This is a genomic window from Chromobacterium sp. FG89, assembly GCF_057808735.1.
In genome coordinates this window covers 206,659-228,257 of sequence record NZ_JBMDIQ010000002.1, presented here as the reverse complement: position 1 = coordinate 228,257, position 21,599 = coordinate 206,659, and the positions used below count along the sequence as shown (strand labels likewise).

Annotated in this window: 18 protein-coding genes; 8 read left to right on the top strand and 10 right to left on the bottom strand. The window is 64.9% G+C overall.

Annotation, left to right across the window (positions count from 1 at the left end):
- The first annotated feature begins 132 nt into the window (after positions 1–132).
- Positions 133–900, top strand: a complete 768-nt coding sequence (locus ACODRW_RS02975; RefSeq protein WP_227107023.1) for a hypothetical protein — start codon at positions 133–135, stop codon at positions 898–900.
- 42 nt (positions 901–942) lie between these two features.
- Positions 943–1,284, top strand: a complete 342-nt coding sequence (locus ACODRW_RS02970) for a hypothetical protein (protein WP_227107021.1) — start codon at positions 943–945, stop codon at positions 1,282–1,284.
- Positions 1,285–1,372: 88 nt separating this feature from the next.
- Here ACODRW_RS02970 and ACODRW_RS02965 read toward each other — a convergent pair whose 3' ends face one another.
- Positions 1,373–1,714 carry a DUF6616 family protein gene (locus ACODRW_RS02965; protein WP_227107020.1) on the bottom strand — a complete coding sequence of 114 codons (342 nt, stop codon included), beginning with the start codon at positions 1,712–1,714 and terminating at the stop codon, positions 1,373–1,375.
- 420 nt (positions 1,715–2,134) lie between these two features.
- Between ACODRW_RS02965 and ACODRW_RS02960 the strand changes: the two genes are divergently transcribed.
- Complete coding sequence (locus tag ACODRW_RS02960; protein WP_227107018.1) at positions 2,135–2,578, top strand: hypothetical protein; 444 nt, start codon at positions 2,135–2,137, stop codon at positions 2,576–2,578.
- 53 nt (positions 2,579–2,631) lie between these two features.
- Here ACODRW_RS02960 and ACODRW_RS02955 read toward each other — a convergent pair whose 3' ends face one another.
- On the bottom strand, positions 2,632–4,029 hold the full coding sequence (locus ACODRW_RS02955) for an amino acid permease (protein ID WP_227107016.1): 1,398 nt from the start codon (positions 4,027–4,029) through the stop codon (positions 2,632–2,634).
- Positions 4,030–4,513: 484 nt separating this feature from the next.
- Between ACODRW_RS02955 and ACODRW_RS02950 the strand changes: the two genes are divergently transcribed.
- Positions 4,514–5,911, top strand: a complete 1,398-nt coding sequence (locus tag ACODRW_RS02950; protein ID WP_227107014.1) for a methyl-accepting chemotaxis protein — start codon at positions 4,514–4,516, stop codon at positions 5,909–5,911.
- 60 nt (positions 5,912–5,971) lie between these two features.
- Here the strand turns inward: ACODRW_RS02950 and adhE are convergent, their stop codons facing one another.
- The 3 genes from adhE to ACODRW_RS02935 all read right to left on the bottom strand — a co-directional run bounded on the left by adhE (position 5,972) and on the right by ACODRW_RS02935 (position 10,739).
- A complete protein-coding gene (adhE, locus tag ACODRW_RS02945) occupies positions 5,972–8,641 on the bottom strand; it encodes a bifunctional acetaldehyde-CoA/alcohol dehydrogenase (RefSeq protein ID WP_488905143.1) in 2,670 nt (889 codons plus the stop codon).
- A gap of 428 nt (positions 8,642–9,069) precedes the next feature.
- Positions 9,070–10,155: a carbonic anhydrase gene (locus ACODRW_RS02940; protein WP_474455713.1), complete on the bottom strand. Its 1,086-nt coding sequence runs from the start codon at positions 10,153–10,155 to the stop codon at positions 9,070–9,072.
- A gap of 200 nt (positions 10,156–10,355) precedes the next feature.
- A complete protein-coding gene (locus ACODRW_RS02935) occupies positions 10,356–10,739 on the bottom strand; it encodes an ester cyclase (protein ID WP_235084320.1) in 384 nt (127 codons plus the stop codon).
- Between the two features lie 327 nt (positions 10,740–11,066).
- Between ACODRW_RS02935 and ACODRW_RS02930 the strand changes: the two genes are divergently transcribed.
- From ACODRW_RS02930 to ACODRW_RS02920, 3 genes are all read left to right on the top strand, one after another.
- Entirely contained in the window at positions 11,067–11,999 is a 933-nt protein-coding gene (locus ACODRW_RS02930) for a LysR family transcriptional regulator (RefSeq protein WP_253313828.1), read from the top strand.
- Positions 12,000–12,093: 94 nt separating this feature from the next.
- The gene (locus tag ACODRW_RS02925; RefSeq protein WP_488905142.1) at positions 12,094–13,278 is read left to right on the top strand and encodes an FAD-dependent monooxygenase; all 1,185 of its coding nucleotides are present in this window, start codon (positions 12,094–12,096) and stop codon (positions 13,276–13,278) included.
- A 120-nt stretch (positions 13,279–13,398) separates the two neighbouring features.
- Positions 13,399–13,827, top strand: a complete 429-nt coding sequence (locus ACODRW_RS02920; protein ID WP_488905141.1) for a hypothetical protein — start codon at positions 13,399–13,401, stop codon at positions 13,825–13,827.
- 87 nt (positions 13,828–13,914) lie between these two features.
- On the opposite strand, the gene ACODRW_RS02915 is transcribed toward ACODRW_RS02920, so the two are convergent.
- The 5 genes from ACODRW_RS02915 to ACODRW_RS02895 form a co-directional block, all read right to left on the bottom strand.
- Positions 13,915–15,351: an EAL and HDOD domain-containing protein gene (locus tag ACODRW_RS02915; protein ID WP_107798199.1), complete on the bottom strand. Its 1,437-nt coding sequence runs from the start codon at positions 15,349–15,351 to the stop codon at positions 13,915–13,917.
- A gap of 50 nt (positions 15,352–15,401) precedes the next feature.
- Complete coding sequence (gene aroC, locus ACODRW_RS02910; RefSeq protein WP_488905140.1) at positions 15,402–16,502, bottom strand: chorismate synthase; 1,101 nt, start codon at positions 16,500–16,502, stop codon at positions 15,402–15,404.
- 57 nt (positions 16,503–16,559) lie between these two features.
- Entirely contained in the window at positions 16,560–17,204 is a 645-nt protein-coding gene (locus ACODRW_RS02905; RefSeq protein ID WP_488905139.1) for a 2OG-Fe(II) oxygenase, read from the bottom strand.
- A gap of 59 nt (positions 17,205–17,263) precedes the next feature.
- A complete protein-coding gene (locus ACODRW_RS02900) occupies positions 17,264–18,181 on the bottom strand; it encodes an alpha/beta fold hydrolase (protein WP_488905138.1) in 918 nt (305 codons plus the stop codon).
- 389 nt (positions 18,182–18,570) lie between these two features.
- The gene (locus ACODRW_RS02895; RefSeq protein ID WP_107798195.1) at positions 18,571–19,782 is read right to left on the bottom strand and encodes an MFS transporter; all 1,212 of its coding nucleotides are present in this window, start codon (positions 19,780–19,782) and stop codon (positions 18,571–18,573) included.
- A 119-nt stretch (positions 19,783–19,901) separates the two neighbouring features.
- On the opposite strand from ACODRW_RS02895, the gene ACODRW_RS02890 reads away from it, so the two are divergent.
- Complete coding sequence (locus ACODRW_RS02890; protein ID WP_488905137.1) at positions 19,902–21,572, top strand: SgrR family transcriptional regulator; 1,671 nt, start codon at positions 19,902–19,904, stop codon at positions 21,570–21,572.
- The last annotated feature ends 27 nt before the right edge of the window (positions 21,573–21,599 follow it).

Genomic DNA, 21,599 nt, shown 5'->3' with positions numbered 1-21,599 from the left:
TGGCCGGACATGACCAAAGTCTCGCAGGCCCAAGCAATTTATGCGCTTGGACTCAAGCTATGCTAGCATCCGGCCCCTAGCGCGGCCCGCGCCCGCAACCATCCCCCCTCCAGCCACCGCCAGGGAAGCCCCATGTCGCCAGTACACAAATGGGAAATCACCGTCGCCGCCGGCGGCTACTATCCCGATCTCGCTCATCATTTCTTCGGCAACGACATCGATCTGGGCTACGAGAACGACCACATCGGCATGCAGTTCTACGCCTATTCGCGCCACATCGACGAACTGGACGATCCCGATCACGTATCCGAACGCCTCTACAGCCTGCAACTGCTGCTCAACGGCGCCTTGCGCGCCGCCGCCGGCTGCGTGAGCAGTATGCCCATCCAGTTTCTGGGCTTCAGCGCTTATGAGAACGGCTGCAGCTATCCCGTCAGCGCGCACCGGATCGAAGAAGACCCGTTCAGCCGCAACCCCAGGATCGACCAGATCCACACCCGTTACGAAGATCCGCGCCAGCGCTACCCGTCCTACCTGCTCTACCTGGCCAAGCGCGACCCCTGTCTGCGCGATCTGCTCTTCCTGCTGGGCCTGATTTCCACCAACACCACGCTGGAAAAAGTGCTGGCCTGGAGCACGCTGTACAAGATACTGGACAGCGTCAAACACTACGCCAAGGAGATCGACGCCGGCATCGACGCCTTCGCGGATCCGGAACAGCTCAGCCTGTTCACCGCCGCCTGCAACAACACCAGCATCCTGGGCATCTACGCCCGCCACGGCGCGTCGGAAAACCCGCCGCCCAAGCGCGCGCTCACCAATATCGACGACGCCAGCGCGCTGATCGCGGGCATGACCGCCCGCTTCTGCCGCTGCTATATCGCCGCCAAATATCCCTGAGCCGCGCAAGCCGCGCGCCATGCCCACCGCCCGCGGCCGCAGGTGCGCGACGACGCCGATCCCCATGAGGAGATCGCTTACCAGATCCACCTGAACAACGTGTCGGTCAGCGCTGACATCCCGCCCAATGAACCACGGTCTATTCCGCGGATTGAAAACGGCAAGGGCATCGCCACCTTCGCCGGCCTGCTGCCCGGCGGCACATGGTCGGTGGCCGTGGCTGGCGGCGAGCGGCCTAAACCGCTGCAAGAAGGCATGACCGTCACCATCGCCGGCACCAATGTCGCCACCGGCAAGCCCTTCCACATTCCGGCGGTCTTCGAGACCAAGGAAACCGGCGATCCCGCCGAGTTCGTGGAGTGGCGCGTGCTGCGGGAACGGTAAGCGGAACGGCCGGCTGTCCGCCGGCCGCCCTTGACGTCTCTTTGCGGACGACAGCCCAAGCTGCCGTCCGCAACGGTTTCCAAAGCGCTTACTTGACTTGCAGCAGGTCCGCCAGATGCACGTCCACGCCGCCGGCCGCGCCCACCGCGTTGACGTGATCGAAATAATCGTACCAGCCGCTGGCGCGGATGCCGGCCAGCATCCCCTCACAGGCCTCTTGGTCAGGCAGGCTCCACACGCCCAGGAAGCGATAGGGCGCCGCCTGATCGGCGTCGGCCGCGATCTGGCTCAAGGTCAGCAGTTGAATGCCCAGGCCGGGCAGCGCCTCGATATTGCTTTTGACCTGATCCAGGAAGTCGGTGCGGTGCAAAAAACTCAAGGCCAGCCAAGCCGGCTTCGGGCTGTACAATTCCACCAGATAATGCGCCATAGAAAATCTCCGTGAGTGTGAACGGCCTAAGAACCGGTTTACGATCTGCTGCGCGTCGTGGAGCCTTACACGGCGAGCACACCTTCGAAATGCTCATGTACCACGTGTACATTCCGCTTTCTCAGCCGTTTTCGCCTTGCCTCGCCTTAGCTCGCGAGATCGTAAACAGGTTCTAAGCCGCGGCCTGCTGATTAAGCCGCGCGCCGCTTCGCCTGTCATTGCATCTTATTGCCAGCTGAAAAACTTTAATGTTATAAAAAGCATCCGCCCGCTCCCATTGAAATTTACAGGAGCGGCGTTCAGCCACCGCGGCCACGGCCGCGCCAGCCAATTCCCCCAACAAGAGCATTCCGCGCGCCCCTCCCTGCCTGGCAGCAGCCGGGCGCCAGCGGCATTGCCACCGCAGGACAAAGATCCATCATGCAGTGTAGACACGCCCTATTGCTGTCGCTGGCCGCCTTGAGCGCGAGCCTGGCGGCGGCGCCTCTGCCTTCTTACGACTTCGCCGTCAAAGACCCTTGGGAGACGCGCGCCAAGCCGTCGATGAAGGCGAAGGACAAAACCGATAAAGCGCTCAAGTACAAGGGCGCGGTGCAATTGAAGAACCTGGACGCCGGTCCGGATTTCTCGGTCAAGGCCGAAATACGCAGCCCCAGCCTGCTGGAGCGGCGGCAAAGAGAGCAAATGCAGCATTGCGTCGGCGTCAACCCGCCGCCGGGCTGCCCCGGCTTCAACCCGCTGCCGCGCTGCTTCGGCCAGAGCGACTGCGGGCAGCACGCGCCGCCGCCGGCCCATCCGCTCAGCGGCCCCACGCGGCAGCAAGCCGGCGATTACTCGTTGAGCGGCAGCTGGCTGCCGCGTTAAGACGCAAAAAAGCCCGCTCCAAAAGAGCGGGCTGACAAGACGGCGGCGCGCGCTCAGCGAGCGTTCTGCGCCAGCCGCGCCACTTCCTCGGCGCTGCGCTTGTTGTAGCCCAACAGATAATAGGCCACCACCAGGAAGGCCAGCCAACCCGGGCCGATGATCAAGGCGATGCGGGTATCCGGGAAATAGGCCATCAAGCCCACCACCAGGATCAGGAAGCCCATGGCGATGTAGGAGCCATACGGCCATAACGGCATCTTGTAGGCCAGCGCCGCCAGCTGCTCGCGGCTCAAGGTGCGGCGGAAGCGCAGCTGGGCCAGCAGGATGATCACCCAGGTCCAGATCGCGCCGAAGGTGGAGATCGCGGTCAGCCAGGTGAACACTTCCTTGGGCGCCAGATAGTTGAGCAGCACGCCAACCAACAGCGCGAACACCGACATCAGCAAGGCGAACACCGGCACGCCCTGACGCGACACTTTGGCGAAGATGGGCAGCGCCTGCTGTTGCTGGGCCAGGTTGTACAACATGCGGCCGGTGCTGAAAATGCCGCTATTGCACGAGGACAGCGCGGCGGTGAGCACCACGAAGTTGATGATGCCGGCGGCGGCGGGGATGCCCAGCTGCTCGAAGGTGAGCACGAAGGGGCTGCCGCGGGTGCCCAGCTCGTTCCACGGATAAATCGCCAGGATCACGAACAGCGCGCCGATGTAGAAAATCAGGATGCGCCAGAACACCGAATCCACGGCGCGGGCCAGCGCTTTCTTCGGGTTCTTGGCTTCGCCAGCGGTCAGGCCCAGCATTTCCACGCCCAGGTAGGCGAACATCACCATTTGCAGCGACATCAGCACGCCGCCAAAGCCGTTGGGCATGAAGCCGCCGTGGCTCCACAGATTGGAGATGCCGGTGGCCACGCCGCCGTGTCCCAGGCCGAACACGATCATGCCCAGGCCGCCGATGATCATCAGCACGATGGTGACGATCTTGATCAGCGCGAACCAGAACTCGAATTCGCCATAAGCCTTGACCGCGATGAAGTTGACGCCGCCCATGGCCACCAGCGCGGCCAGCGCCCAGTACCAGGCCGGAATGTCCGGGAACCAGATGCCCATATAGACGCCGACGGCGGTGATTTCCGCCATGCAGGTCACCAGCCACAGAAACCAGTAATTCCAGCCGGTCAGGTAGCCGGCCAAGGGGCCGAGGTAATCCAGCGCGTAGCGGCTGAATGAGCCGGCCACCGGATTGTGGATGGCCATTTCGCCCAGCGCGCGCATGATGAGGAAGATGGCGAAACCGCCCAGGGCGTAAGCCAGCATGATGGCGGGGCCGGCCATCTTGATGGCGGTGGCCGATCCCAGAAACAGGCCGACGCCGATGGTGGCGCCCAAGGCCATGAGGTTGATATGCCGCTCTTCCAAACCCCGGTGCAGGGTGTCTTGAGCAGGTTGCATAGTTGCTCCTTTAACTGTCTTTGTATTGCGTAAGGGTTGTGGCCTTGGCGCTTAAGGCCTGTTCAAAGCGTCGCGTGCAAGAGCGAGACAAGGCGAAAACGGCTGAGAAAGCGCACGGCGCACAAGGCACATCGGCGTTTCGCAGCGGTACTCGCCGCGCCGGCTTTCACGAAGCGCAGCAAACTTTGAACAGGTAAACGGCAGCGCCGCCGCCGGTGCTATGGCTTTGGATTGTCGTTATGGCCCATAACACATGGGGGTCGAGATTACCTCAAGACCCTTGTCATGTCATGTTTCAGAATATACATGCGCGCAAAAGGCATAAACGCGACGCTTTGTGATCAAGCGTCCCCGCTTAATGCCATAAGGATTTAGCGCAAGCCCCGCCGCCGTTTCCGCCGCCGGCATCCGGCGGCCCGGCCCAAGCCGACAGGTGCTATCAATAAAGCGTTGAATCGGTTTATCGAGCCGGGAGCATGCACCCATGCGGCACCACAGCATCAGCCTGAAGCTCAACCTGGCCTTCATGCTCATCATGTCCGCCCTGCTGGCGGCCTTCGGCGCGCTGGACTATTGGCGCACCCAACAGGAACTGCGTCAGGAACTGGACGGAGAAATCGCCGCGATCAGCGCGCGGCTGGCGGCGAATCTGGCCGGCCCCATGTGGAATTTCGACAGCGCCCAAGGCTTGCGGGTGCTGGAGGCGGAGATGGGCAAACGCGCGCTCCGCGGCGTATTCGTCCGCGACGCCAACGGCGTTCCCTTCGCCGGCTACCGCCGCGAGGCCGACGGCTCGCTGCTGCGCGGCGCCGCGCCGGCGCCGGACGCGGACCTGACGCGCGAACGCGCCGTGGTCTTTCACGACGGCGCGACCGCGCGCGTCGTCGGCAAGCTGAGCCTGCAAGTGTCCACGGAAGAAATCCGCGAGAAACTGCGCGCGGTGCTGTGGCGGGTGACGGCGGAAATCCTGCTGCTGGACCTGGTCACCGTCCTGGTGCTGTCCCTGCTGGTGCGCCGCCTGCTGCACCGGCCCATCCGCGAGGTGAGCCAGGCGCTGCACGCCATCGCCGACGGCGATCTGACCGCGCCGCCGCGCTACGCCAGCCAGGACGAACTGGGCGATCTGGCCGAATCCACTCGCCGGCTGGTCGCCAAGCTGGCCGGCATTCTGGCGCATATCGACGCTTTTTCCTCGGACCTGGCCAACGCCGCGCGCCAGATCAGCCAGGCGGTGGACACCCTGAGCCAGCAAGCGTCGGAGCAGGCCAACAACATCGACAAGAACAGCGCCAGCCTGGAACAGATTTCCGCCTTCGTGTGGAAGAACCGGGACGACGCCCGCACCACGGATCAGATGGCCAGCGACAGCAGCAGGCACGCGGCGGCCGGCGGCCAGGCGGTGGACGAGACCATCGCCGCGATGTGGGACATCGCCAACAAGGTGCTGATCATCGACGACATCGCCTACCAGACCAATCTGCTGGCGCTGAACGCGGCGATCGAGGCGGCGCGCGCCGGCGAACACGGCCGCGGCTTCGCAGTGGTGGCCGGCGAAGTGCGCAAGCTGGCGGCGCGCAGCCAGCAGGCGGCCAAGGAAATCAGCCAGCTGACGCAAAGCAGCGTGCGCCGCGCCGAACACGCGGGCGAACTGTTCAATCAGATGTTGCCGACGATACAGAGCACCGCCAGCTTCGTGCAGGAAATCAATCAGTCCTCCAACCAGCAGGCGCAGCGGGTGGAGCAGATCAATCAGGGCGTCAGCGAAATCAGCCGTTCCATGCAGGCTAACGCCGCGGCGTCGGAACAGCTGACCGCCACCGCGCGCGGCATGAGCGAGCAGGCGGTGGAGCTGGCGCAGACCATAGGTTATTTCAAATACTGAGCCGCGCCGTGAAAAAGCCGCCGGGCTGAGGCGCGGCGGCTTGGCGGACGGCGGCGGGACTCACACCGCCTTGAGCTTGCCCTTGGCCGGGCGCGCGTCCGGCTTGGCCTCCGCGCCGGCTTCGCGCTCCCAGCTTTCCTTGTAGGCGCGGCCGTAATAGCTGTCCAACAGCAGCTGCTTCAGTTCGCTGATCAGCGGATAACGCGGGTTGGCGCCGGTGCACTGGTCATCGAAAGCGGCTTCCGCCAGCAAGTCCGCCTTGGCCAGGAAATCCGCCTCGGCCACGCCGGCGGCCTGGATGGACGCCGGAATGTCCAGCGTGCGCTTGAGCTCGTCCACCCACTCGATCAGCTTCTCCACCCGCTCGTGGTCGCGGCTGGCTTCCAGGCCCAGATGGCGGGCGATTTCAGCGTAGCGCGCCACGCTCTTGGGCCGGTCGTACTGGCTGAAGGCGGTCTGCTTGGTCGGCACGTCGGCCGCGTTGTAGCGGATCACATTGCTGATCAAGAGCGCGTTGGCCAGACCGTGGGCCAGGCCGAACTCGGCGCCTATCTTGTGCGCCATCGAGTGGCAGACGCCGAGGAAGGCGTTGGCGAAGGCGATGCCGGCGATGGTGGCGGCATTGTGCACCTGCTCGCGCGCCTTGGGGTCTCCGGCGCCGTTGCGGTAGGCGGACGGCAGATAGTCCTTGAGCATCTTCAAGGCCTGCAAGGCCTGAGGGTCGGAATACTCGTTGGCCATCACCGAGGCGTAGGCCTCCAGCGCGTGGGTCACCGCGTCGATGCCGCCGAAGGCGGTCAGCGACTTGGGCATATTCATCACCAGATTGGCGTCGACAATCGCCATGTTCGGCGTCAGCTCATAGTCGGCGATCGGGTATTTGACCCCGGTGTTCTCGTCGGTGACCACGGCGAACGGCGTCACTTCCGAACCGGTGCCGGAGGTGGTGGGCACGGCCACCAACTCCGCCTTGCGCCCCAGTTTGGGGAACTGGTAGATCCGTTTCCGGATATCCATGAAGCGCAGCGCCAGGTCTTCGAAATGTACTTCCGGGTGTTCGTACATCACCCAGATGATCTTGGCCGCGTCCATCGGCGAACCGCCGCCCAAGGCCATGATCACGTCCGGCTTGAAGGCGTGGGCCAGGTCCGCGCCCTTGCGCACCACCGCCAGCGTGGGATCGGCCGGCACCTCGAAGAACACTTCCACCTCCAGGCCCATTTTCTTCAGCAGGCGGATGGGCTCGTCGACGAAGCCGTTGTCGAACAGATACTGGCCGGTGACGATCAGACAGCGGCGTTTGCCGGACAGATCCTCCAAGGCCACCGGCAGGCAGCCGCGGCGGAAGTAAATCGACTTGGGCAGCTTATGCCACAACATGTTCTCCGCCCTCTTGGCCACGGTTTTCTTGTTGATCAGGTGTTTGGGCCCGACGTTCTCCGAGATCGAGTTGCCGCCCCAGGAGCCGCAGCCCAGGGTCAGCGACGGCGCCAGGCTGAAGTTGTAGAGGTCGCCGATGCCGCCTTGGGACGACGGCGTGTTGATCAGGATGCGCGCGGTCTTCATCTTGTCGCCGAAGTAGCGGATGCGCTCGCCTTGCAGATCCTGGTCGGTGTACAGCGCCGAGGTGTGGCCGATGCCGCCCATCGCCACCAGCGCCGCGGCCTTGTCGCAGGCGTCGATGAAATCGCCGGCGCGGTACATCGCCAGCGTCGGCGACAGCTTTTCATGCGCAAAGGCCTCAGCGGCGGACACATCGCTGACTTCGCCGATCAGCACCTTGGTGGCCGGCGGCGCTTCGATGCCGGCCATCGCGGCGATCTTGGCCGCGCTCTGGCCGACGATGGCGGCGTTGAGGCTGCCGTCCTGCAGAATCACCTTGCGCACCGCCTCCGCTTCGCGCTTGGACAGGATGTAACCGCCGTGCTTGGCGAAGCGCTCGCGCACCGCCTCGTAGATTTCATCGACGATGATGACGGACTGCTCGGACGCGCAGACCACGCCGTTGTCGAAAGTCTTGGACATCAGGATGGAGGCGACGGCGCGCTTGATGTCGGCGGTCTCGTCTATCACCGCCGGGGTGTTGCCGGCGCCCACGCCGATGGCGGGCTTGCCGGAAGAATAGGCGGCGCGCACCATGCCCGGCCCGCCGGTGGCCAGGATCAGATTGAGGTCAGGGTGGTGCATCAGCTGATTGGACAGCGCCACCGAGGGCTCGTCTATCCAGCCGATGATGTCCGGCGGCGCGCCGGCCGCCACCGCCGCCTGCAACACCAGCCGCGCCGCCTCGCAAGTGGAACGCTTGGCGCGCGGATGCGGCGAGAAAATGATGCCGTTGCGCGTTTTCAAGGAGATCAGCGCCTTGAAGATGGCGGTGGAAGTGGGATTGGTGGTGGGCACGATGCCGCAGATCAGACCGATGGGCTCGGCGATGGTGATGGTGCCGAAGGTGTCGTCCTCGGCCAGCACGCCGCAGGTTTTATCGTCCTTGTACTTGTTGTAGATGTATTCGGAGGCGAAGTGGTTTTTGATCACCTTGTCCTCCAGCACGCCCATGCCGGTTTCCGCCACCGCCATCTTGGCCAGCGGTATCCGCGCGTCCGCGGCGGCCAGCGCCGCGGAGCGGAAGATGTGGTCCACCTGCTCCTGGCTGAAGCCGGCAAACGCGGCCTGCGCCTTTTTCACCCGCGCCACCAGCGCGTCCAGTTCCAGTTCATTGCCAACGGTCATTTCAAGTCTCCCAAACAGTTAAACCTGTCGCAGCGAGAGAATGACTAATTAGTGACATTTTACTTTCATTTATGAAAATAAAATCTAGACAATAATATTGTCCATTCACCGCCCATTCTCATCGCTTCAAAACTTTTTTGTAGCAAGCGCATTACAGCGATACGCTTTCAACACCGAAAAACCCTGTCGCCCGCAAACGCGAAACCATAGCGGCGGCATCAATAAGTCCATGCTAAGCGAAAAAACGATATTCGTTTTTGCGCATTGCCAAACAAATACGGATTAAGCGGAGAAAAAATGTCACAACCGGAATCATGAGGGGAAACGCGCGCGCATCGGCTGTAACGGCGACGCTACCGCGCCGACGCCGCGCAAATAGAATGGCCGCCTGTCGGCGGCCATGGGCGAAGCGGAAATGCGGCGCGCCGCTATTTCATGAAACTGTATTTGAAGAACTGGCCGGCGCGGCTCATTTCGCGGATCTTGGCCGGATCGGTCTCGCCGTTCAGATTGGTGATCACCAGCTTGCCATAGCCTTGCTTCAGATCGTTGCGGAAGTCGTAGAACGCGCCCAGCACCGCCAGCTTGCCCGCCTCCACCTCGCCGGCGTAGGTCATGATCGCGGTTTCCACCTGATTGTTGACGTTCAGCAGCGCGCCGTTGGTGGGGTCTATGCCCTTGGGAATGTCGATGGTGGACAGCTCTTTGCGGATTGCCGGCTCCAGCCCGCCGTAGTCGCCGGAGGCGGCCTTGATCGCGCCGCAGGCGGCATGGCCGATGATGATCAGCAAGGGGGTATGCAAATGCCTCACCCCGTATTCGACCGAACCCTCGGCGGTGGCCAATTGATTGCCGATGTCCCGCACCATGAACAGATCGTTGACCGCGTCGCCGTGGAAGGCATTGGTTTGCACCCGGGAATCCGAGCAAGTCACCACGGTGGCGCGCGGGCTCTGATGCTCGGCGAAGCGCTCAAAATAGGCTTTGTCGTGCGCCTTCATATAGCGGGCGTTGGCTTCGACTATGGTCTCCACCACGCCGCGCACTTGCTGGGCCTCGGAGGCCAAATGCGCGCCGGCGTGCGCGTCGCCGTGCTCGGCAGCAACCGCCTTGCGCTTGGGCTTGACCACGCGGCGCTTTTTCACCGGCGCGTGCACTTCCGGACTGGGTTCGCTCAAATTCTTGGCCGCCGGCGGCGGCGCCATCTTCACCGCCGGTTCCATTTTCTCCGGCGGTTTGGCCTCGGCGTGTTTGGCTTCAGCGGGCTTGGCCTCCGCCGGTTTGGCTTCCGCGTGCTTCGCCTCCGGCTTGGCCTCCGCTTTGGCCTCCGCCTTGGCGGCGGGCTTGGCCTCGGTCTTGTGTTCCGCCGCCGGCGCGGCCGGCTTGGCCGGCTCCGCCTTGTGGGCTTCCGGCGCCGCCGGCTTCAACTTCAGCGGCAGCTTGATCACCGTCTTGGGCTGAGACCCTTCGGCCGGCGCCGCCTCCTCCGCCCAAGCCTGGGCCGTCAACAACAAGAGACAAAGCGCCAGTCGGCGCCTGCGTCCAAGCATCCCCATTTACCACTCCTTATTGTCATCTTGGCGGTCATTATATTTATGCAATATCGGCTATGTTTGATAAAACTGAAAGACGATATTAATTGACCGGTAATTAGCCCAAAAAAATGACAATAACTTAAATTAACGCCGTTCAACATGCAAACGGCGCCGGCGGCTCAGCTGCTTTGTATCCAGTACTCGACAATGCGGCCATCCGCCACCCGGTAGCAGGCGCTGCCGATCTGGCGCAGCGGCTCGCCGCTGGGCGGGCGGCCGTCCAGGCCGGCCAAGTCATGTCCCAACTGGGTCCAGCGCGCGTAAGCCTTGTCTCCGTCCACCAGCAATTCGTCCACCCTCAGTTCAAAGGCGCCGTAGTCGCGCAGAAAGTCCCGCACATGGGCGGCGTAGTCGGCCGGGCTGCGCTCCAGCGTATGCGGCGACTCCGCCACCAATTGATGCGCCAATACCTTGGGCGCCAGATAATCGCCGGCCGCGTCCGGATTGCGTCCGGAACGCACCTCCTTCAAAAACCCCGTCACTACCGCTCTGGTATCCTGCATTTCGTTTCTCCTCGATTCGACATCACGGTCAATGAAACACCCGTCGGTTCCGCGCGCAATCCACCGGATTGGCGCACTGCCGCCCTCCGTTCGACGCCGCGCACCTCGCCCGCTCCAGCGCCTCGGTTTCATCGCGCAACGCCCGCCGCGTGTGGGCTTGCATGCCCTGCCACCACAAACGGCCCAGCCGCCCCCAGAATCGACTCCACGCCCCCCAGGCTCCCAATGCCATGATGCGCTCCAATTGTTCTGCTATTGATCACGCAAGCATGCTAATCTACATGCGCATACAATAAAATCCGTGAAATATCCACACACTGTTCTGAAATGAAAACAAACCACCCTCCCTCTCCGGATGCTCTGCTGGCCTTCGACGCGCTGGCCCGCCACGGCAGTTTCACCGCGGCGGCCGACGCGCTCGGCTGCGCCAAAAGCCGCGTCAGCCAATTGGTCAAGCAACTGGAGCTGGAGCTGGGCGCGGTGCTGGTGCTGCGCAATACCCGGCGCGTGGCGCTGACCGAGGCCGGCCAGCGGCTGGCCGTGCACGCGCGCCAGCTGCGCGAGATGCTGGACCGGGTGCGCGGCGACGTCGGCAATGTGCAGGATTGCGTGGAAGGGCCGCTGGTGATCAGCTCCGCGTCCGCCTTCGCCCAGTTCCTGCTGGTGCCCATCCTGTCCGAGCTGTCCAATCAATACCCGGGGCTGGAGATGCAGCTGCAAGTGGAGAACCGGCTACAAGACCCGGTGGCGGAAGGGCTGGATTTTTGCGTGCGCACGCGCAATGTCTACGACGACGGACTGGTGGCCAAACCGCTGGGCTTCATGCGCGAAACCGTCTACGCCTCGCCCGGCTACCTGGCCCAGGCGCCCAGGCTGGAACACCCGGAAGACCTGTGCCTGCACCGCGTGCTCTACGATTCCAGCAAGGCGCCCAGCGAGGCGGTGGAATGGGCGCTGGAGAAGGACGGCGTCTATGTGCGCATGCCGGTGCGGCCGGTGCTCAGCTGCAATCAGTATTCGCCGCTGGTGTCCGGCGCGGTGGCCGGCTGCGGACTGGCGCTGCTGCCCCACTACGTGGCCAGCAGCTTTCTCGCCACCGGCCAGTTGGTGCCGGTGCTGCCGGGCTGGAGCCACGATTGCTGGCCGGCCTTCCTGGTCTACCCTTACCGTCACCCGCTGCCGCGCAAGAACGAGATCTTCGTCCAGCACGTGGTGCCGCGGCTGCGCGCGCTGCTGGCGGCGGAACCGCAAACGGCTTGATCCAGGCCAAGACGCGCGGCGCCTCCCCTGGGCTATGCTGGCGCGCGACCCGGCGCTCGGCGAAAAGCGCGGGCAAACGATTGGAAAGGGATTTATGCAATACAGCGATATTCTCATCGTCGGCGGCGGCATGGTGGGCTCGGCGCTGGCCGCCGCGCTGTCCGGCCACGGCCTGAGCATTGCGGTGCTGGAGCAAGCGCCGCCCTCCCCGTTCGACGCGGCCCAGCCGCCGGATCTGCGGGTTTCGGCGATCAGTCCGGCCTCGGCTCGCTTTCTGGCCGGCATCGGCGCCTGGGACGCGGTGCTGGCGATGCGCGCGGCCCCCTATCTGCGCATGCAGGTGTGGGAGGGCGAAGAAGCCGACGGCACGCTGTTCACCGCCGAGGAGGCCGGCGAGGCCGCGCTCGGCCACATCGTGGAAAACCGGGTGGTGCAACTGGCCGCCACCCAGGCCCTGCGCCAATGCGCCGACGTCGACTATCTGGCCCCGGCCGCCATCCGCCGCATCGTCTACCAGCCCTTCGCCTCCCGCGTGGAGCTGGAAGACGGCCGTCAACTGAGCGCCCGCTTGCTGATCGCCGCCGACGGCGCGCGCTCGTCGGTGCGCGACGCCGCCGGCATCGGCGTCACCAGTTGGGACTATCCCATGCACGCGCTGGTGGCTTGCTGCGAGCAAGAGCAAACGCAGCAGGACATCACCTGGCAACGCTTCACCCCCACCGGCCCGCAAGCCTTTTTGCCGCTGACCGGCGAATACGGCTCGCTGGTCTGGTATCACCGTCCGCCGGACGTCCAGCGGCTGCTGGCGCTGGACGAGGCCGAGCTGGCCGCGGCCTTTCACGCCGCCTTCCCCCGCAAGCTGGGCGCGATCCGCCGCATCGTGGCCAAGGGCAGCTTCGCGCTGACCCGCCGCCACGCGCAGCGCTACGTCAAGGACGGCGTGGCCCTGGTGGGCGACGCCGCCCACACCATCCACCCCTTGGCCGGCCAGGGCGTGAACCTGGGCTTCCAGGACGCGGCCAAGCTGGCCGAGGTGATACGGGAAGCCGCGGCCCAAGGCCGGGACTTCGCCGCCGTCGACGCGCTGCAACGCTACCAGCGCGCGCGCAAGCCGGCCAATCTGGCGATGCAGACCGCGATGGACGCCTTCTGCTACGGCTTCGGCAACGATATCGCCCCGCTGCGGCTGGCTCGCAAGCTGGGGATGCGCGTGGCCAACCACGCCGGCCCGCTGAAACGCGAAGCGATACGCTACGCGCTGGGCTTGAAAGGCGGCTGACGCCGGCGGCGTCTCCTTGAGCGGCCGGCGTCATCGCCCCTTGGCGGCTATGCTGAAGCGTCTGGCCCTCTTCAGCGCCGCCGTCGCGGCGGGTCGGCCATCGCTCAAGGAGGCCATTCCATGACACGTCTGACATTGCTGGCGGCGCTGCTTTACGCGCTCGGCGCCCTTTCCTCCCCCGCCTGGTCCGTCTCGCCTGCCCACGGGCCGCTGCTCAGCCAGGCTGGCGGCGGTGGCGGTGGCGGTGGCGGTGGCGGTGGCGGTGGCGGTGGCGGTGGACACGAGGGCGGCGGCGGAGGTTCCGGCGGCGGCGGACATGAGGGAGGCGGCGCCGGCGGTGGCTCCGGAGGCGGCGGCAACCATGACGGCGGCCCACAGGGCGGCGGTCATGCTCCCGGCAACGCCAACGGCGGCCCGCAACACGGCGCGGCCCCCGGCAACGCGCCTTCCGGCGCGCCCCATGGGGAACCGCCGGGAGACCGCCGCGCGGCGCCGGGCGCCGACGATGCGGCCGCTCAGGGACAGGCTCCGGCCGGCAACGGCCAATAAACAAGTACAGGAAAGCAAACAGGCCGCATCTGAGGATGCGGCCTGTTTGCTGTCAGCGCGCCGTCATGCCTGATTTGGAACAGGCCCTCAAACCGCCTCCACATTGTTGTGGACTTCGCTGTCGCGCAAGACCACCTGCGCCCACACCGCGGCGTCCATATAGTACTGGTTGACCAATTCCACCTCGAAATCCAGCACCTTGGCCAAGGCTTCGATTTGCTCGGTGTCGCCCTGCTCGCAGGCCAGCGCCATCGCCAGGAAGGGCGCGAACATGCCGCGGCGCTCCACCACCGCCTCGCGCACCGGCGAGGCCAGCTCCAGCGGGTCCAGCACATCGGGAAACGGCACCCCGAGCAAAACGTCCAGCATGGAGAACATGCCGGTGAGGAACAGATGCTCGGCCTCCACCCGGTTGCCGCGATAGCTGCCCATGCGCTCCAGCAGGCGGGCGCGGATCAGCGACTTTTCCAGCAGCGACACCGCGGTGCCGTCGTCCTTGCGCGCGGTGAACAACAGCATGGACAGCCACTTGAACAAGGTTTCCCGGCCCAGCAGCAGCAGGGTTTCCTCTATGGTCTGCACCTTGCGCGACAAACCGTGCACCGGCGAATTCATGAAACGCAGCAGTTTGAACAGCAGCACCGAGTCCAGCTTGAACTGGGTCTCGATCTCGGCGGCTTCGGCATTGGCGCGCAACATGCGCATGATTTGCAGCACCCGGGTCTGGCTGGCGTCCACCTTGCCGCCCTCCAGCGCGCGCACGGTGGCGATGAAGGGGCCGTGGAACAAGGCGAAACGATTATGCCCCGGCCCGCGCAGACAGACGTCCAGATCCTCGGCAGTGCCGACGTTGCGCGCCATCCAGCGCACAGTGGGATAACGCTTGGGCAGTTGATCCAGAATGGGCTCCAGCACCTTGCCGGACGGCGCGTCGAAGTCCAGGATCATGAAGTCCATGCGGCTGAACAAATCGTTCTGCAGGTGCGCCGGCAGGCTGCCCGGATCGTAGCCGGCCGGCTCCAGCGCAAAGCGCATCGCTTTTTGCTTGAGCGCGTCCAGCTGCCGGATCATCTCCTCGGACACCGAACCGGTCTGGGACGGCTCCAGCACGAAGATCACGCTGCTGGCCGGCATATTCGACAGCATAGGCTCGTCCAGGGTGTCGATGGAGATATGGACAAAGGCGCGGCGGAAAGCCAGCAAGCGGAAGATGTCCATATTCTGCAGCGTGCTGAGCATCAGCCTGTCGAACTCTTGCTGCTTGCCGGCGGCGATATTGCGCTTGCCCTGGCGCACGAAGAAATCGTAAGCCACCACCCTTTGCAGCCTGTCCATCACCGGCTGGTGCGAAACAAAGCCCAGGGTGGGCGGCAAATCCAGCGGCGGCGCGTTTTCCAGCTGCCGGCTGGCCGGTGAGTCGTGCGCCAGCTCGGTGAACGGCGCGGGCACGACCTGTTCGTCGCTGGAGGAGTCCGAAGATTTCTTCATACGGCCGGTCAGGCCGCTGATCAGATTTTTCAGCATGTTCCATCCTACCGGATATGCCGGCGTCGTCCCGGCTTACGGTTTACAGTCTAGCCGATTCGGCCGGCAATTCTGGGAGTATCTACCGAAACATCACCGCATTGCGCGCGATGGCGCAAGGCGTGGTCGATCAACACCAGCGCCAGCATCGCCTCGGCGATCGGCGTGGCGCGGATGCCGACGCAAGGATCGTGGCGGCCGTGGGTTTCCATGGTCAGCGGCTGGCCCTGCTTGTCTATGGAGCGGCGCGGCTGGGCGATGGAGGACGTCGGCTTGATGGCGATGGACACTTCGATCTCCTGGCCGGTGGAAATGCCGCCGAGCACGCCGCCGGCGTGATTGCTGGCGAAGCCCTGCGGCGTCAGTTCATCGCCGTGCTCGCTGCCGCGCTGGGTCACGCAGCCGAAGCCGGCGCCGATCTCCACGCCCTTGACCGCGTTGATGCTCATCATCGCGTGGGCGATGTCGGCGTCCAGCCGGTCGAACACCGGCTCGCCCCAGCCCACCGGCACATTTTCAGCCACCACCCGCAGCCGCGCGCCGATGGAGTCCAGGCTCTTGCGCACGCTGTCCATATAGCTTTCCAGCTGCGGCACCACCTCGGGATCGGCGGCGAAGAAGGGGTTGCCGGACACATGCTTCCAGCCCTTGAACGGGATGGCGATTTCGCCGATCTGGCTCATGTGGCCGCGGATGACGATGCCGTAGCGCTGATGCAGCCATTTCTTGGCGATGGCGCCGGCGGCCACCCGCACCGCGGTTTCGCGGGCGGAGGAACGGCCGCCGCCGCGCGGATCGCGGATGCCGTACTTATGCCAATAGCAGTAATCCGCATGGCCGGGACGGAAGGTGTCGGCGATATTGCCGTAGTCCTTGCTGCGCTGATCGGTGTTGCGGATCAGCAGCGCGATCGGCGTGCCGGTGGTCTTGCCCTCGTACACGCCGGACAGGATTTCCACCGCGTCCGGCTCGCGGCGCTGGGTGACGTGGCGGCTGGTGCCGGGCTTGCGCCGGTCCAGCTCCGCCTGGATGTCGGCTTCGCTGATCTCCAGCCCCGGCGGGCAGCCGTCCACCACGCAGCCAATGGCCGGGCCGTGGCTTTCGCCGAAGGAAGTCACCGTGAACAACAACCCCATGGTATTGCCTGACATCTTCACTGTCCTTTGTATGCGGAATCCTTGGCGAAGATTCTAGCACGAGCCGTCGGCCTACCAGCCGGCCGCCGTCGCCATGCGGCGGCGAAACCAGCCGGTGATGGACAAACGCTGCCGGCCGGCCGGCAACACCTCGTGCCAGAAGCGGTCGGACAAAAACAGCGCCAGGGTGCCGGCCTCCGGCCGGACGTCGACATGGCGCTCGCCGTCCTCGTCCAGATAAAGCCGCATCTCGCCGCCGGCGTCGGCCGGCCAGTCGTCGTTCAGGTAGAGCACCGCGGTCAGCGCGCGCGCGTCGTCGTCGCGGAAGCGGTCCAGGTGTTTTTTATAGAAAGCGCCCTGCGGATACACGGCGAAGTGGGACTCCAAGTCCTCCAGCCCCATGTAGAAGGCCTGGTTGACCGCCTGGCGGACGGCGTCCAGCTTGGAGAAATACAAGGATGCGGCGGAATCGGCATTGTCCGGCTCCAGCCACAGCACCGAGTCGGAACGGATTTCGCTGCGGCGGTTTTGCTGCGCGGCGCGCCCGACGGCGGCTTCATGGAACTTGCCCTGCTGCCAGTGGACGAGGCATTCCTCGCGCAGCAGGCAGATGTCTTCGGCAGAGAACAGGCTGCGGTCTACGACCCAGCCCTGTTCGGCAAGGTTGTCGATAACGGGCCCTAGCAAATAGGGCGAAACTTCAAAGTCTTGTGTCATGGTTCATTCTCCCAGGCGCGATTTCTACCACAGCCGCGCGCCAAGGAAAATGTCATTTATCAGTAATTTTCGCTGACCTGATCATACTCACCATGCAGCCATGCCAATACCAGCGGGAAATGGTCCCGGATGGCATCAGGATGGGTCAATAATGACACATGGTTGTAATCGTGCAGATGGCCGACGCGCCGGGACAGCAGGCGCAGCCGCGACAGGTGCGGGCCGGATTCGTCGCGGAAACGACGCACGTCCTCCGGATGGCCGCGGCAGGGATCGTGGCCGGCGGCGAAGTACAGGGCCGGCGGCAAACAGGCGCCTTGGGCGGCGGCGCCGTAATCGAAGCCGTCGTCGCTGTCCACCCAGGGCTTGGGCTGCGCCCACAGCTTGCTTTGCAGATGGCTCTTGTCGCTCTCGTCGTCCGCCCCCAGCCGGATGCGCCGCGCCGGCAGATAGCCGAACAGGCGGATCAAGACCCGCGAGGCGATATTCCACATGAAGTCCACCTCCACCAGCTTGTTCAGATTGCGCACCCGCACGCTGCGCTTGCTGCCGAAGTAAACCAGGCTGGCCACTTGCTCAGCCAGCTCGGGAAAGCGGATCAGGCAGCTGGACATATGCACGCCGCCCCAGGAATGAGCCATCCAATGCAGCGGCGCGCCGTTCTTGAGTTCGCGGATGTGGCGATGCAGCGCCGGCAAATCCTCGCAGATGGTCTCGGTCTGCCCGTGGCGCGAAGCGCGGCTGATCTTGGGCAGGCTGCGACCGCGGCCCCGCAGATCGGCGACGAACACATCGTAGCCGGCCTCGGCCAGGTAATGAGCCAGCCCTCGGCCGGAATCGCTGTAAAAAGTGCGGCCGTTGGCCATCACCCCGTGCAACAACAGCACCGGCGGGCCATCCTCGCGGCAATAAATGCGTTTCAGATACAACTGCTCGCCGCCCACCGCGACAAAGCGGTCCTGCTGGCGCTTTTCCATGCATTCTCCTCGTATCGGCGTCTGCTTCGTCGTCTGCGCGACAATTCAAACAAGCGCTTGATCATGACAAAAAAGCCGCCAAAGAGAAAGCCCGCCCTGCGTCAGAACCTGTTCAAAGCCTCTCGAGCCAGAGCGAGACAAGGCGGACACGGCTGAAGAAGCGGAATGTACGGGTGGTAATGAGCATTCTGAAGACGTTTTCAACGCCGTATCGCCGACGCGTAGCAGATCGTAAACAAGTTCTCAGAGCCTGTTCAAAGTCTCGCGAGCAAGGGCGAGACAAGGCGAAAACGAGCGAAAAAGCGGAGTGTACAAGTGGTACATGAGCATTTTGAGCTTGTACTCACCGTGCAACGCTTCACGAAGCGCAGCAGACTTTGAACAGGTTCTCAGGTCTTCAAGGCCGAAGCCTGCCACACGCCGCCGCCCCGGGCCTGCCGCAAAGCCTCGCCGCGCAGCGCCAGCCACCAGGCCAGCGCGCACAAGCTCGCCATCGCCGCGAATAAAGTCCCGCCGGACGCGCGGGCCAGCATCCAGCCGGCCAGCATCGGCCCCAGCGCTCCGCCCAGACTGGCCAGATTCTGCGCGCCGTAGTAGACGCCCTTGCAGTCCTCCGGCGCGATCGCGTCTATGTACAGGTATTCGGCCGGCACCAGCACGATCTCGCCCACGGTGAACACCAGCATCGCCGCGCACATGCCCAGCAGCCCGCCGGGGACCCAGCCCAAGCCCAAGGTGCCCAGCCCCAGCAGCAGAAAGCCGGCGCCGATGGCCTTCATCAAGCCGGCGTCGCCTATCCGCCGGCCCAGCGGGTATTGCAGCAAGATCACGCCGACCGCGTTGCAGCTGATCAGCGCCGACATCCAGCGCAGCACCTCGGCCTCCGGCAAGCTCTGCATCAGATACAGGGGCAGATAGCTGGAAAAACGCGCGTACACCAGGTTGGCCAAGGCGCAACTCAGGGTGAACAAGACCAGCACCCGGTCTTGCCGCAAACGGCCCAGCGTCGCCAAAAAGCCCGGCGCCGGCGCGCCGGCCTCCCGGCTGGGCGCGCAAGGGCCGCGCGGCGTCGCCGCTCCGCCGGCCGCGGCCAGCGCGATCGCGCACCAGAACGGCCAGTTCCCGTCCCAAGCCAACAGCAGGCTGCACAGCAAGGGCCCCAGCGCCCAGCCGACGTTGGCCAGGGTGTAACGCAGGGAAAAGGCTTTGCCGCGCCGCTCCGGCGGCAGCAAATCGCTGATCATGGCCTTGATCGCGATGCTGTGCACCGCCTGGCCGATCTCGCTGAGCGCCAGCGCCAGCGCGCTCCACCACAGCTGCTGGCTCAGCGGCAGCACCAGATAGTTCAACGCGATCAAGGCCGCCGCGCCCAGCAACACCGGCCGCCGCGGCCAACGATCCAGCAAATGGCCGCCGTACAAGCCCATCAAGGCGGACAGCAGCAAGACGCCGCCCAGCAGCAGGCCGGTCTGCTCGCCGCTCAAGCTCAGTTGCCGTCCCAGGGTCAGCACCAGCAGCGGCGCGATCACCGCCCGGCTCATCGTCAACAACCAGGAGCCGGCCAGCAGCCAACGCACCTGGATTTCTTTTTCGCCAATCATGCCAAGGCCTATGCAAACAGGAAGTGCCCCCAGTATCCTGCTAAAAGCGGAATGTAAAAATGGATGCGAACCAAACAAATTGCTTCCGCTTTTAGCCTAGCTCTCAACCGGAAACGAGCATGAAGCTGGAACGACAATATCAGGCGCTGCACCAGGCCTACGCCGGCCGGCAGCCCGCCCAGCCGGGGCTGGCCGAGCTGTGCGCGCTGTGGGACTGCAGCGAGCGCAACGCCCGGCTGCAGCTGGCCAAGATGCGCGAGCGCGGCTGGCTGGTCTGGGAGCCGGGCCGGGGGCGCGGCCGCAAATCGCGGCTAAGCCTGCTCTGCCCGCCGGAACAGCTGGAATGGCAGCGTCTGCAGCGCTTGCTGCGCGACGGCAAGCTGGAGCAGGCCTTCGCCCAATTGCCGCCGCAGCGGCGCGAACAATTGCTGAGCGCGCTGCCGCAATACCTGGGCAGCGCCGCGCAAGGCCGCTGCCTGCGCATCCCGATACCGCATGCGCCGCTGAGCCTGGACCCGGTCACCGTCAGCGGCCGGCTGGAATCCCATCTGGTCCGGCAGATATTCGACCGGCTATGCCGTTTCGACCGCGCGCTGCAAAGCCTGCAGGGCGGCCTGGCCCATCACTGGGAAAGCGACGCCGCGGCCAGGCGCTGGCGCTTCTGGCTGCGCCCCGGCCTGCAATTCCACGACGGCTCGCCCTTGCAGGCCGACGCCGCGGCCGCCAGCCTGCTGCGACTGCGCGAATCCGACAATCCTTATCAGCGGCAATACCGCCACCTGAGCGCGGTCGAGGTCCACGATCCGCTGTCCTTCAGCTGTCGCTTGGACGACGGAGATTTTCTATGGCCGCAGCGGCTGGCCACCGCCAACAGCTCCATCGTTCCCTTGCGGCGCGGCGCCGACTTCGAACGCCTGCCGGTGGGCAGCGGTCCGTTCCGGGCGCTGCGCCACAGCGAGCAGCGGCTGAGCCTGGCCGCCTTCGCCGCCCATTACCGCGAGCGGGCGCTGCTGGACGAGATCGAGCTGTGGTTCATTCCCGCCGGCGACGACGGCCAGGACTTCCACCTGCGCCTGGATTACGCCAACGACGACGCCAACGGCACGCTGCAATCGGCCTGCACCTATTTGCTGCTGAACCCGGCCTTGCCGGACAGCGAGCGCGCTCCGCTGATGCGCTGGCTGGCCGAGCCCGCGCTGGTCCAGGTCAACGACGTTCTGCAGACGCCGGCCGCCGGCCTGCTGCCGGGCTGGCGCCACCCCTTGCCGCGGGCCGAGCGCCGCCCCGGGCTGGACCGCGCCCGCCTGCGCCTGTTCCATTACGACCTGCCCTGCTTTCCGCCGCTGGCCGCCGCCATCCGCCAGCGCCTGGCCGCCCTGTCCATCGACCTGGAGATCCACGCCCTCAGCCGGCGCGCCTTTTTTCACGATCAGGACTGGTGGCGGCAGGCCGATCTGATGTTGTGCAGCGAGGTCTTGCACGACGATCGCGACTACAGCTGCCACGAATGGCTGGGCACCCGGCAACCGTTGCAGCGCGGCCTGGGCGCGGCGGCGCAGGCGCGGCTGAACGCGCAATTGCGGGACATCCAGCGCCAGCCGGACACCCAACAGCGGATGGCCGGTTACGCCGCCATCGGCGACTGGCTGTGCGCCGAGGGCTGGGTGCTGCCGCTATCGCATGAGCGCCAGGGCCATCAAGCCAGCCCGCAACTGGCCGGCCTGCAAATGAGCGAAAACGGCTGGACCGATTTCGCCGGCCTATGGCTGAGACCTGTCCAATCGGACTGATACGCGCGCGTCCCGCCACATTCCGTC